This is a genomic window from Glaciimonas sp. Gout2, from assembly GCF_035018905.1.
In the GTDB taxonomy this organism is placed as follows: domain Bacteria; phylum Pseudomonadota; class Gammaproteobacteria; order Burkholderiales; family Burkholderiaceae_D; genus Glaciimonas.
This window is the reverse complement of sequence record NZ_JASJXA010000068.1, coordinates 1-12,517: the sequence shown is the minus strand read 5'-3', so window position 1 is coordinate 12,517 and position 12,517 is coordinate 1. Positions and strand designations below refer to the sequence as shown.

At 47.0% G+C, this 12,517-nt stretch carries 9 protein-coding genes; 5 read left to right on the top strand and 4 right to left on the bottom strand.

Annotation, left to right across the window (positions count from 1 at the left end):
* The coding region (locus QN379_RS22170) for a hypothetical protein (protein WP_323507635.1) at window positions 1–4,074 on the bottom strand (4,074 nt) is incomplete at its 3' end.
* Window positions 4,075–4,839: 765 nt separating this feature from the next.
* Here QN379_RS22170 and QN379_RS22165 point away from each other — a divergent pair.
* From QN379_RS22165 to QN379_RS22145, 5 genes are all read left to right on the top strand, one after another.
* A complete protein-coding gene (locus QN379_RS22165; protein WP_322238303.1) occupies window positions 4,840–6,075 on the top strand; it encodes a polyhydroxyalkanoate depolymerase in 1,236 nt (411 codons plus the stop codon).
* A 116-nt stretch (window positions 6,076–6,191) separates the two neighbouring features.
* Window positions 6,192–6,947 carry an electron transport complex subunit RsxB gene (gene rsxB / locus QN379_RS22160; protein WP_323507634.1) on the top strand — a complete coding sequence of 252 codons (756 nt, stop codon included), beginning with the start codon at window positions 6,192–6,194 and terminating at the stop codon, window positions 6,945–6,947.
* A complete protein-coding gene (nth, locus tag QN379_RS22155) occupies window positions 6,944–7,594 on the top strand; it encodes an endonuclease III (RefSeq protein ID WP_323507633.1) in 651 nt (216 codons plus the stop codon). Before rsxB ends, nth begins: the two co-directional genes overlap by 4 nt.
* A gap of 6 nt (window positions 7,595–7,600) precedes the next feature.
* Complete coding sequence (locus QN379_RS22150; protein WP_322238297.1) at window positions 7,601–8,293, top strand: VIT1/CCC1 transporter family protein; 693 nt, start codon at window positions 7,601–7,603, stop codon at window positions 8,291–8,293.
* Window positions 8,294–8,301: 8 nt separating this feature from the next.
* Window positions 8,302–8,727: a DUF1841 family protein gene (locus tag QN379_RS22145; protein ID WP_322238295.1), complete on the top strand. Its 426-nt coding sequence runs from the start codon at window positions 8,302–8,304 to the stop codon at window positions 8,725–8,727.
* A gap of 307 nt (window positions 8,728–9,034) precedes the next feature.
* Here the strand turns inward: QN379_RS22145 and QN379_RS22140 are convergent, their stop codons facing one another.
* The 3 genes from QN379_RS22140 to QN379_RS22130 form a co-directional block, all read right to left on the bottom strand.
* Window positions 9,035–9,388, bottom strand: a complete 354-nt coding sequence (locus tag QN379_RS22140) for a cytochrome c (RefSeq protein ID WP_322238294.1) — start codon at window positions 9,386–9,388, stop codon at window positions 9,035–9,037.
* A gap of 12 nt (window positions 9,389–9,400) precedes the next feature.
* On the bottom strand, window positions 9,401–9,721 hold the full coding sequence (locus tag QN379_RS22135; protein ID WP_322238292.1) for a cytochrome c: 321 nt from the start codon (window positions 9,719–9,721) through the stop codon (window positions 9,401–9,403).
* Between the two features lie 210 nt (window positions 9,722–9,931).
* A complete protein-coding gene (locus tag QN379_RS22130) occupies window positions 9,932–12,355 on the bottom strand; it encodes a site-specific recombinase (RefSeq protein ID WP_322238289.1) in 2,424 nt (807 codons plus the stop codon).
* Window positions 12,356–12,517: the final 162 nt, after the last annotated feature.

Here is a 12,517-nt window from a genome sequence, read left to right as displayed (position 1 = left end):
GTTGATGTAAACATTCCCTAATTCATCATATTGTCGTTGGCTTTCGACGAGTCGCAAATTTAACTCGCAGGTCTCACCCAAAGCCTCACGCTGCCTTCCAAAATCGTTAGAAGATTCGCTCGCTAATTGCGATTTCATTTCTTCCCAAAAGTCCGTCAAGTCCATCAACCTATCTGCGGGCAACTCTCGATCCGCCCACTTTAATTGACCAACCTCTTCCATTGCAGCAGCTAAAGTCAATTTTGGCTTGTTGACAATATTATCGGTTAAAAGCAAGAAATGCTGTGAAAGTTCGGGATTATTTTGGAATGCATTTTGAATTTTTTCGACGTCTCGAACTATTTCAAGTTGAAGCAACGGACGTTCGTAATAGGGACGCGTTTCAACATCCAGCTCAACGAGCTGATTTATTGCCTCTTTACGCGCGGCTTCCGCTGGAAGTGAGGCAAAGTAAGCCCCCTGAGAACCACAAGCTGCTTGAGAACCAAACGGTGGCGCTCGTTTAATCCTGCATCTATTTTTTTCAAACGCTGTAATTTCTAGTTCATCCAAAGCACCTTTTCGATTCGGGCCGAGACGATATTTGGTGTTGCCTTCGCTGTCCCTGAGGCTTAAAACAAATTGATCGGGGTTGGAGTTGTCAAAGAACATCGCAGACGTCGACCAACCTTCTGGCAAATTAAATCCATGTTTTATCGCCTCCTCAAACGTTGCGACAGTGTTAGTCAGTTTGGTCGCAGGAGTAATCAAATAATTTTTTATTACCCTCCATTTTTTTCCGTCATACTGGACGTCAAGACTTAAATCTTCCGGCATTTGCTCGCCAATAATACGACGCTCCAAACTAGGCTTAGATTGCTCCTCCAGTAAATAAAATTCTTCATCAAGCTTAAGGTACTGTCGATCTCCAACGGTATAGACACCGTGATTGATATTTTCCGGCGGATGTGCGAAATAACTCTGATAGTAAAATTTACGCACTGCATTGAGACATTTATTGTTGTACAACATATCCGATATTCGGGTTGAAGTTATGTGAGTCGGAGCATTTTTCGTGAATAGGTCTACGATTTGAATATCTTCATCGGTCAATTCACTATATGCATCGAACCATTGATCGGTCTGCAATTCCAATTGTTTTTCCGATTCATTCCAGAGATAACCGACTCTTTTTTCAGTATTATCTAAGGCCAACACCAAACATATCGGTCCTCCCTCAGACTTTTGGAAAAGTCCTTTAGGAACTAAATTGTTCGGTACGTTTAGGTTGTCTTTCTTAAACGATATTTTGTTTGGGGTGGGGCTGATCGCGCTTGGTGCGAATTCGATAAAGTGGGAGATACCAGTTCTAAAGTGTAAATCTGCCGGGTTATTGGCAAGATGTTTCACAGTGTCAAATCTAAGGCCGCCATTCGTCAATCCCACCTTCTCATCCTTGTTGAGCGATGGCCCTGCCAAATGCTCTTTAATCTTCGTTTCAGCAAATTCATTGGGAGATCTGGAACGAAAAACAGCTCGAGCAGAGTTCATCACGACTTTTGCTTCCTTTACTTCGTTGACCAATCCAGTGAAACAAAATAGGGCATCTGTTGCTATCACCGTAGCTTGCTCAACTTTACCTTTATCGGTTTCGGCTGGCAACGCAACCATTTCTGCAGTATCAAGGACGGCGATCACGCAATTACCATACGGAACCATACCTATAATAAATTTTCCAAGTGTATAAATACTGGAGCTGAATATTTTTTGGGCCAACGTTATATGCATTCGTTGCGTCGACGACGCATCGGTAAATCGTTGATGTATAGCTGAGGGAAAACTCTGTACCTGACTTACGACAAGGGCAATTTCTTTTAGATTTGTTGCATAGGTAGAAAAGGATGCTGTTTCGAAAGAGGTTTGATTGGATGGCTTAAATCGAACGCCGCTAGTGAAGCTCGCATGATGTTTGTTGACATACGCCGCAACCCCGCCCGACTCCTTTACGTAGGAAGTGATGACAGAAACAACGGGTGAACCCCAGTAGCCCTCCTCAGAAAACAAATAGTACTCGGGAGGCGCACCGCTGCCCGAATTTCCCACACTTGCAATGAGCCCCGACGTCGCTTTGAACGTAGCTTTATGGGCAATATCGCCATGTTTTCCCTCGTATAAAATCACTCTTGGCACAAATATTTCCAATGCACCAAAATGGGCCGCCCTGATTAAATTTTTCTGATGGCTTAGTGGCAAATGCTCAAGGCCGTAATTGTATAAATCAAATTTACTTTGCTCTAGTCGACCTAACGCATCCTTGGATTGCTGATTGTGAACCGCGTCATCGTTAAACCGATCATTGACACAGATCAAAAACTCCTCCTCGCTAAGCTTAACTTTTTGCATCAACCTGATCTTTGGAATTTCAGGCGCAATCAGAAAGGCTAGTCCAGATTTCATACGGTCCGCTGCGCTCCCCAAACGTTCACCTGCAATGTCATTTGCACGCGAATCGTCGAAGCGTATGAGGGCGGTCCCTGTAGAGGAAGACCATGCTAAAGGATCAAGATCAATTAAACTATGCAGACCTGCCTCACGTAAAACTTCGGGAGTCATTCGGCCTCCCGCCTTCGCTGGAAATTGATTCATAAACCCTGCCCCAATACTCATTAATGTGCCATCAGGGCTAAGGTAAGAAGCGTAACGAAAATCGGGGTGATCAAGATCGAGCTGTGGGTGGAACAAAGGATCAACACCGATTAATGTAGCATCAACAAACCACTTTGCGAGCAAGTTCAACTTACTACGATCATTCGGCAAAAAGTTTGGCACTTGTATCTTTAGCTGATGAATAATCTCGGCTTTTATACGATCCGAAAATTTGGACAATTTATCCAATGTCGGATTAGTTGCCAATTCCAACTTAGCCTTGGAATTTATGTAACTTGATAAAGCCTGAGTACCGGATAGCCTGTTTATCTCCGTTAAAGCCATAAAGAAAAGCTGCGCGATCTCGTGGCGTAATTCTGCTTGCGGCCAGGCCAGTTGGGGTTCTGCGGGGTTAATCGAAACACCCGTGCTGTTAGTTCCGTAAGACTGGGACTGCACAGCATATTTTAAGACCGAATACTCATATTGACTGATAGTTGGGTCACTTCCCCAGTTGCGTAATATTAATGGCTTGAACACATCAAGGAGCTGATAAATATTTGCGATATTGTCACTCAGGCGCGTAAGTGCGATGCCCTTCAATCTCTCATCCTGATTAATATTTGCGGGCCAACGTTGAAAGGCATTTAACCCACCCATAATCGCATCCGCATCTAATGACGAGGGAAACGCAGAAAATACGTTGGGGCGGAGCTTCTCGGCAGTATTATTGGTTACGACTTTCTGGTTACCACCCGCGCCCCAATGAGGGTACTCTCGCCCCCAAAATGCCCTCACTTGCCTACCGCCAGTATGCGCCTCTACCAACATCCGCGACCTTGGTAAAGCCGGTAAGCTGTTATAGATGGATTGTCCAAACGATAAAATGCTATTGCCGATATCGCTTAATGTAGGAATGTTTGACGGCGTTGCCTGAGTCGTACTATTGATCGGACATGTGTCAGGGGCCGTCAGAGGCAGGCCCTCCTTCGTATCTGGCAAGGCCGTAAAACGTGTTCCTGTCTGATTGCAGAAAGCTGACAATAATTGTTCTGGTTTACATGCATTAGTGATTAGCATAGCTGCTAGGGCTAATCCTGTTTTTATGGGCGCTCCTTCTGAGCCTGAATCACAACAGGAAGCTTCGCTAGGGTTCGTGCCAAATTGTACGTATTCGAACCCCTCTCGAAGTTTCTTCATGTCTGTCTGTTCTTTTTTGTCATTTATTATTTTATTCTCTAGCTCACTTTGAATGCGTTGTCGGCGCGTTGCCCGCGGGAACTTGGCGTTAAGAGATGACTTCCCGTTGCGAAGTGGCACTTCAATGCCGCTACAGTTTATGACGGCGTTGATAAATGTCGATTGGGATTTTGAAGATGGCTCCGATCCGCGGGCCGCGAAACTCGCAGAGGCGGCTGAGGTTGATGGGGTAAAGCTGGTACGCACCATGCGCATCCCTTAATGAATTTAATGAAAAAAATGAATAACTTCGAGGCTGCGAATGACATACTTGTTCGCTAATGCACAAGGAGAATTAATCACTGATTCAGAGGATAAACGTCACGTGCAACCATCTGGCATTAGTGGTTTCGTTTCATGCGAACAAAGAAAGCATTTATCCTCCCTGCGCGCCCACACAACAACGCTGATAACGATTACTTCATTGCTGGTTTAAGTTAGCCTCTCAAAAATATCATTGCTACTTTGATCTGTCGTTAGGACAAGAACTAAAGTCTCATTTGTAGAGAAATAGATAAATGGCGTAAGACGAACTCTTTGTTTATCGTGGGTTTCTAGCATCAGTCCCCCGAATTCACTTTATAGCTATCAAAAAATTTCAGATCAGCTCAATATTTTATTTCTTGTAAAAATGACCTTCGATGCACTTATATAAGGGACAATTTGAAAGAGTGTTTGAAAGAGTGTCATTCGCAAACGGCATGAACAAGGGTAAGTATTAAGCCAAATTCACATATCAAATTTGCACAATTCTTCATAACGATCAAGATATTCGTCAAATAAGGAGCAGTACCTAACGGATGAATGCTGCGATACGCTATATAATGCTGAGAGTAAAGAAATACATTGCCTTTAGGTAATTTTACCTTTGCCAACCTGTACCATTAAGCGACACAATAATTAAAACAATCTACTTGCGGCGTTGCGGCACAGTAATCCCCACTTATCCGCCAAAGAGTTACCTAAGAGGTTTGTATGCTCTATCACATGCACGAATTTAGTCGTTCTCTATTAACGCCTCTGGTGCAATTCGCCGAAACGAGTGCAAAGCTTTTTACCAATCCGGTGTCACCGCTTGCCCATTCACCATTTGCGCAGCGCATCGCTGCTGGCTACGAACTGATGTATCGACTGGGGAAAGATTATGAAAAGCCAAATTTTGATATTGTCTCCACTTTAATTAATGGCAAGGAAGTTGCCATTATTGAAGAGGTTGAGCTGACAAAACCTTTTTGTCGGTTATTGCATTTTAAGAAAGATTTAAACAAAAAAGAGTTGGCAGCACTTAAGCAGCCGACTGTACTGCTAGCCGCCCCGTTGTCAGGACATCACTCCACTCTACTGCGCGATACGGTGAATGTTTTATTGGCTGATCATGATGTCTACATCACTGACTGGACAGATGCACGCATGGTGCCCGAATCCGAAGGTGCTTTCCATTTACATGATTACGTGTTTTATATTCAGGACTTTATACGGTTATTAGGTCCTGATCTGCACGTGATTTCAGTATGTCAGCCGACCGTTCCGGTACTCGCTGCGATCTCCTTGATGGCGAGCGAAAAAGATCCAAAACTTCCGAAAACCATGACGATGATGGGTGGCCCGATCGATGCACGGATTTCCCCAACCGAAGTCAATGATCTGGCAACTGAAAAGCCGTTTAGCTGGTTCGAAAATACCGTAATCTATACTGTACCCTCGAATTATCCAGGCGCAGGCCGCAAGGTCTATCCTGGTTTTCTGCAACACGCTGGTTTTGTGGCAATGAATCCGAATCGCCACGCACAAAGTCATTGGGACTTCTATATGCACCTGCGCCAAGGTGATAACGAGTCCGCAGAAAATCATCGCAAGTTTTATGACGAGTACAATGCGGTACTGGATATGCCTGTCGACTATTATTTAGATACCATTAAAACGGTGTTTCAGGACTTCAGTCTTCCGCTCGGGACTTGGAAAATTGACGGAAAACTCGTCAAGCCGCAAGATATCAAGACCGTTGCCTTGTTCACCATTGAAGGTGAACTTGATGATATTTCAGGACCAGGGCAAACCAAAGTTGCGCATGATTTATGCGCATCTCTTCCGACTGCAATGAAACAGCATTTCACCGCAGAGAAATGCGGACATTACGGGATATTTTCGGGCCGTCGCTGGCGTGAAATGATTGCCCCTAAGATCACAGAATTCATCAAGGCCAACGCTTAATGATAATGATAATGATGTCGATCTGAGCCGTTCTACCGTTTAAAAAGCCACTCATTAAAATAGAGTGGCTTTTTCTATTTAGCCCGCCGCTGATTTACGCGGATAATAAACCTTTTATGTTGTTATCATCTGCTGTGTTTAATCAAACTATTAACCAAACTACCCCCTCTACCGCCGACCTTGCCGACCATATTGAGTCGCTACTGCCTCAGACGCAATGCACTAAGTGTGGATTTTCAGGTTGTCGCCCGTACGCCGAAGCGATAGCGGAAGGCAGCGCCCTCTATAATCAATGCCCACCGGGCGGACAAGAGGGCGTGAACCGCCTCGCGCAACTATTGCGTGCGCCGATAATTCCGCTTAACCCAGTCAATGGTGCTGAGCGCCCGCGCCCACGTGCCATCATTGATGAGGCGATTTGCATCGGCTGCACTCTGTGCATTCAAGCTTGTCCGGTTGACGCAATTTTAGGAGCAGCAAAACAGATGCATACCGTCATAGAAGACCTGTGCACTGGCTGTGATTTATGTGTCGCACCCTGCCCCGTTGACTGTATTAGCATGGTCGATGTAACGCAAGACAAGACCGGCTGGGAAGCCTGGACCCAACAACAAGCAACCGACGCACGCCAACGTCACGATTTTAGAGATGCACGCTTAAAACGTGAAAAGCAAGAAAACGACGACCGTCTCGCCGCCAAAGCGGCCGACAAATTGAGGGTTATAGCGGCGGAGGCAACTAACAATCCAGAGCAAAAAATCGAACAAGAACGCAAAAAAGCGATCATTCAGGCAGCGATTGAACGCGCTCGACCAAAAAAAGAACAACAAGCTGAGATACAGCCTAAGCCACAGGCTGAGGATCTGTCATGAATACAGAGAAGCGTCGCGAAATATTTAACCGCTTGCGTGCTGTCATGCCAAACCCGACCACCGAACTTCTATACACCTCGCCATTTGAATTACTCATATCTGTGTTGCTGTCAGCGCAAGCTACAGACGTAAGCGTCAACAAAGCCACGCGCATGTTGTATCCCATTGCAAATACGCCAGAGAAAATTCTAGCTCTCGGTATCGACGGGCTGATTCCATATATTCAAACCATTGGATTATTTCGGACAAAAGCCAAAAATACGATCGAAACATGCCGACTGCTCATTGAACGCCATGCTGGAGAAGTTCCGCATACACGTGAAGGGTTGGAGGCGTTACCTGGCGTTGGTCGTAAGACAGCCAATGTGGTGCTAAACACCGCTTTCGGGGAACCGACCATTGCCGTTGATACGCATATTTTTCGCGTCTCGAACCGAACCGGACTTGCGCCCGGTAAAGACGTCAATATCGTTGAGCATAAATTGATGAAAGTGGTACCTGTAGAGTTTCAGCAAGATGCGCACCACTGGCTTATACTACTTGGCCGCTATACGTGTATCGCACGCAAGCCTCTGTGCTGGAACTGCACAATCGCAGATCTTTGTGACTACAAAACCAAAACACCATTACCTGAAAAAGGTATATAAAGCGCCATGCCGACCCCTCATACTGAACATCACTTCGAAGCCAGCGACACAGTCCGCGACATCGTGATTGGAATGGCAGACGGCCTGACGGTTCCGTTTGCACTTGCAGCGGGTATCAGCGGCGCGTCGGTGGCGATGAATATTATCGTTACCGCCGGTGTCGCCGAAATAGCCGCTGGATCAATTGCCATGGGATTAGGCGGTTATCTTGCAGCACGTACTGAACGCCAGCATTATTACGCTGAGCGTGACCGTGAAGAGCAAGAGATTTTGACCGTCCCTCATAGAGAACGCAGGGAAGTGATCGACATCATGGCGCAGTATGGCGTCACCAAACAAGAATGTGAGCCGATGCTGGCCGGGCTCGAACGCACGCCACTGGCCTGGCGGGATTTTATGATGCGCTTTGAACTCGGACTGGAGGAGCCGCATCCTGGCGCCGCAAGAAAAAGTGCAATAACAATTGCGCTCTCATATCTGGTCGGTGGTTTGATTCCTCTCGCGCCTTATATATTTATGAACTCTACCCACAGCGCACTTACAGTATCGACTATCGTCACACTGCTGGCGTTGTTTGTGTTTGGTTACCTGAAAGGTAGTGTAACCGGGACCGGCGCGCTGAAATCCGGCTTGCAAACATTGCTCGTCGGCGGCCTGGCAGCGGCAGCGGCTTTCAGTATCGCAAGACTCATTAGCTAAAATTATCTATGTTCAATCCCTCTCAACAAGACGTCCGTCGGTTTTTCTGTGAAGCCTATCGTAAGTATCGGGCGAACGAAATACTCACCCCAATTGAGGCTATTGCCCGTGATTGGATTATGCAGCATCCAGAATATTCAAATGATTTGAACGATGTCGATGCTGCTCTTGCCGCCGATTATTCAGTCGAAAATGGCCAGACAAATCCATTTCTGCACTTGGCGATGCACCTATCAATCGCCGAACAGATTTCGATCGATCAGCCACCTGGGATTCGTGCAGCATCGACTGCGCTGACACAGAGACTACAATCGGAACATGATGCCTATCATCACATCATGGAATGTCTAGGCCAGATGATCTGGAACGCGCAGCGGAGCGGCTTGGCGCCAGATGGTGCTGAATATATTGAGTGTGTCAAAAAGAAGATGTAGCAGATACAGAGGGTTAATAGCATGAATGCACTGCGTTCGACCTCTGAGACATCGCGGTCTAGCGCTTGATTAGTTAGAGAGGTAACGGGGGGATATTTATGTACACATCCTTAAACGATTAGACGGCTTGGCGATCTTCCGTATTTGGTCACACATCTCGTTAGTCCATGCCTTACATACGTTATTTCACAAAGCTTTTTAGAACAAGAAAACAACGACAAAAAGCCACCATACAAAATATGGTGGCTTTTTGTCGTTCAGAAGTTACTAGCAACTTCTGAACCGTTCTTTAAATTATATCAATATCTTACTTACGCAAGACCAACGATGTTGGCAAGCTATGGATATAAGCAGCAATATCCTGAATGTCCTGATGCGTCAACGCCTTAGCAACCCCACCCATAATCGCATTTGTGCGGCCATTTGGGCCAGCAGCACCGCGCTGATAAGAAATCAGAGCGTGCTGAAGATAGTCTTGATGCTGACCGGCCAACTTTGGATAAGCTGGATCGATTGGCGTTTGTAAGTTCGCCCCATGACAAGATGCACACGAATATTTTTTGACTGCGGCTTCACCAGCGGCGATGTTACCGCTTGCCAGTGCACCGACAGAAGCACTCGCGGAAAGGATAAACACCACGCCAACAAGAATTTTTTTCATAGTGTGGGTTCCTTATTTTTGCTGAGAGTAATAAGCGGCAAGATCAGCCATATCCTGATCCGACAACGAAGCTGCAATTCCACGCATCGTCGGATGTTGGCGATCACCCTTCTTATAGGCAGCCAGCGCATTTTCAATGTACTTGGCAGATTGACCGCCAAGCATCGGTACTTGATATACCTCGGGAAAACTAGCTTTATAGCCAGGAATACCGTGGCATCCAATACACATGGATACCTTGTTTTCAGCTGCCTTAGCGTTACCGACGACGTCCGTAGCTGCGGCGAAGTTGGCAATACCCGCAAGCGCGAGAAATGCAATTAATTTTTTCATAATAGCTGTGGGTAAATAGCCGAGTAGTTGTAGCGAAACCGGTTCGATCTTCGTTGCGCTTGCGACTTAGTGTTTATAAGATGCCATTCATGTCATTACCGCCTGAAGTAAACAAGCGGGACAAAATGTTGCGCTATCGGAAACCAAAAAACGGTTAAGTCTAACTCAAAGTTAACACCTAGTCCACGTCCAGCAACAGCATTTATCAGCCTAACGCTTGGTTTCGCCTAATGTAGTCGATGTTGGGGTGGTCGGTTCCGACACAACCTCGATGATATTCTGTGTTTTACTCTGTGTTCCATGCTCCCTGTCAGTTTCAGAATAAGGTTCAGTACCGACTTCCGGCTCTTCGCTCCGAATCTCCTCGCTATCCTGGGCCGGATGCGCCTGAGCCACTACCTCGGAAAACAAAAAAGAGCGTGGTGAAGCACTGAAGCGCCTTAATACAGCTCTAAATACGACTCGACGAATCCGTACCGGCACTTCTCGGGCACGCAATGCGAGCACCAAAGCACATCCAAACGAGACTCCGACATTGAGCACTCCGACGCTCGCTATGCCCACCACTGCCAACCAAAAATGTGGCGACATCACTACAGTCCAACCCAGACTGCTTGCCGCTGCCGTCAAGCTGCCGGTCGCAAGCGTCACGTGACGGACGTCCAGAGGAAGACCAAAAAATTGGACAATCACAGGCGACATGCCGAGTAGAAGTCCAAGTGAAATATTACCGACGATCTGAGCGATATGATGTTCAAGCCACGCTGCCCATCGCTGCGCCCGTGGCGCACCTAAAACGCGGATGAGGCGACGTTGATGGGTCAAGGCCTCGCGCAGTCTACGCAGAGCAAACCAATTGTCCGCAAAGCCGGAGGCAAGGCTGGATAACCACAGCAAGATGCCCGTTAAAGCCGCAAATAATGGCGTAGGGCCGATGATCGACAAACTATCTATCGTCGCTTGCGCATGCCCGACGTCCAGCATAGGCGCGTGGGTAGTAAGCGTGATGACCAGCGAAATGACTAGCATCGTCGGCACTACTGCTATCAAATTACCAAAAACGGCAGCGGCCTGCGAACGTAACAACAGCGCAACTTCCGCAAGTAATGTCCGCAAACCTTCGACTGTATCGAGCTGGCTCATCTTTGCTGCCAGCGCCGGTGCGGTTACGGCAGGTTGTTTGGTCGCCAAAACACCGCCGATGGCGGATATTGCCAGAAAACTGACCGCGTAATTTAATGAGGCAAATAGACCTTCGAAAAACCGTGCCAGGCCAGCCGAAGACAATAGCGATTTGCCTAGCACAGTGAACGCTGTCAAGACGCCGCCACGGCATGCAGCCATTAACATTGCCCGGTATTCCTTTCGGTCACGCGCAATGTAGTGTTCGCCATGATCAGCATTACGTTCCACCATTTTGCGGGCAAGTAATGAAAAGCTGCGACGTACTAAGCCACGAATTGATGATCTGTGATGGTGCGCTAATATAAAATCTACCAAAAGTGCCTGAATTTGACCGGTACCGGTCTTTGAAACCGCCTTGACCGTTCGCACACTCGTTATTGAGGCAGATCCAGCAATGATTCGATGCCTTACACCGCCAATTGCAGTCGCGCCATCTTCACCCCAGCTATCAGTAAATTCTTCGCTTGATTCATCGCTGAATTCGCTATTCGGTGCATTCTGAAGCGTTTTCGATACATCCAGTGCCAGATTAGATGCGACCGCCGCACGTAAATCGATCAGGCGAGTCATTCGGCTCAAATGCGCACGCATTCTCTCCACGCGATACACCAGACTGACAGATACGCCATATTCATCTAAATGACCATAAATCCGATCCGTTTGCGCCTGGCAGACGGCGATCAGCATACGTACGCTGCGCAAGGCACCTTCGTCGGTAGGACTTAGGTATAAGTAACGCTCCAGCTCGCGGCGCAGCACCATGAACGGGGTCGCTTGCAACGGCATCTTTGGATCAAGGCGATAACGGAAGGCTTTACTAATGCCATCTGCCAAAACTGCTGTTACCAGATAAATGAGCGCCTCATCTATCTGCTGGTGATACATGTGCGAGATACCGTCATCCGCGGTGAGCTTCCAAATCCTTTCCACCGTTTCTGCATCCAGCTCCAGCAACCATTCGGCGTCTTCAGGATGCGGAAACATCGCTGTAAATAGCACAGAAAGATCGGCCTCCGCAGGTGGCTTCGGCAATATATATTTAATGACATGTTCAGAAAGCTCATTGAAAAACGCTGGCTCGTTGGGCAAACCAGTCGCACAAAAGAGCTCCGGTCCCGCAGCTTCGCGCAACGTTTTTTGTAGCGTTGTCTGCACAATCCTGCGAACGTCGCGATGCGCATCCAACCAATCCAGCATAAAAACGACACGTTGCTGCTTGACCCGACGCCACGCCCCCTCCTCTAGTAAGGAAACGGTGGGTTCGTGACGTATCCACTCGGCGATATCAATCGTCCAATTAGCACGCTCTTGCCAGGATGCAAACGGATTTGCGCGCCGCATTAACGCTTCAAGCTCGATGGCGTAGTGATCTTGACTATTATTTTGATAACGGTCACCTTGGCGAAATCGCCGCCACATGACACGCAAACGCAGAAAAAATATTTTCATATTGTAATTATTATTTAACAAATAGATGGTCGAATATGTACGGCCATTGAAACAACAGCAAACAGTGTACGCAGTTCAATTTTTCCCAAGAAAAATTTTTCATTATTTCAAGTTTCTCATTGTTGCTCTCCTTACTATGTCTTTTGCCGTTCTACTTTATAC

What these genes read in the sequence shown, in the direction of transcription:
- QN379_RS22135 (WP_322238292.1), bottom strand. Translation starts at nt 9,721, where the DNA reads ATGAAAAAATTAATTGCATTTCTCGCGCTTGCGGGTATTGCCAACTTC.
- rsxB (WP_323507634.1), top strand. Translation starts at nt 6,192, where the DNA reads ATGTTGTTATCATCTGCTGTGTTTAATCAAACTATTAACCAAACTACC.
- QN379_RS22165 (WP_322238303.1), top strand. Translation starts at nt 4,840, where the DNA reads ATGCTCTATCACATGCACGAATTTAGTCGTTCTCTATTAACGCCTCTG.
- QN379_RS22130 (WP_322238289.1), bottom strand. Translation starts at nt 12,355, where the DNA reads ATGAAAATATTTTTTCTGCGTTTGCGTGTCATGTGGCGGCGATTTCGC.
- QN379_RS22140 (WP_322238294.1), bottom strand. Translation starts at nt 9,388, where the DNA reads ATGAAAAAAATTCTTGTTGGCGTGGTGTTTATCCTTTCCGCGAGTGCT.
- QN379_RS22150 (WP_322238297.1), top strand. Translation starts at nt 7,601, where the DNA reads ATGCCGACCCCTCATACTGAACATCACTTCGAAGCCAGCGACACAGTC.
- nth (WP_323507633.1), top strand. Translation starts at nt 6,944, where the DNA reads ATGAATACAGAGAAGCGTCGCGAAATATTTAACCGCTTGCGTGCTGTC.
- QN379_RS22145 (WP_322238295.1), top strand. Translation starts at nt 8,302, where the DNA reads ATGTTCAATCCCTCTCAACAAGACGTCCGTCGGTTTTTCTGTGAAGCC.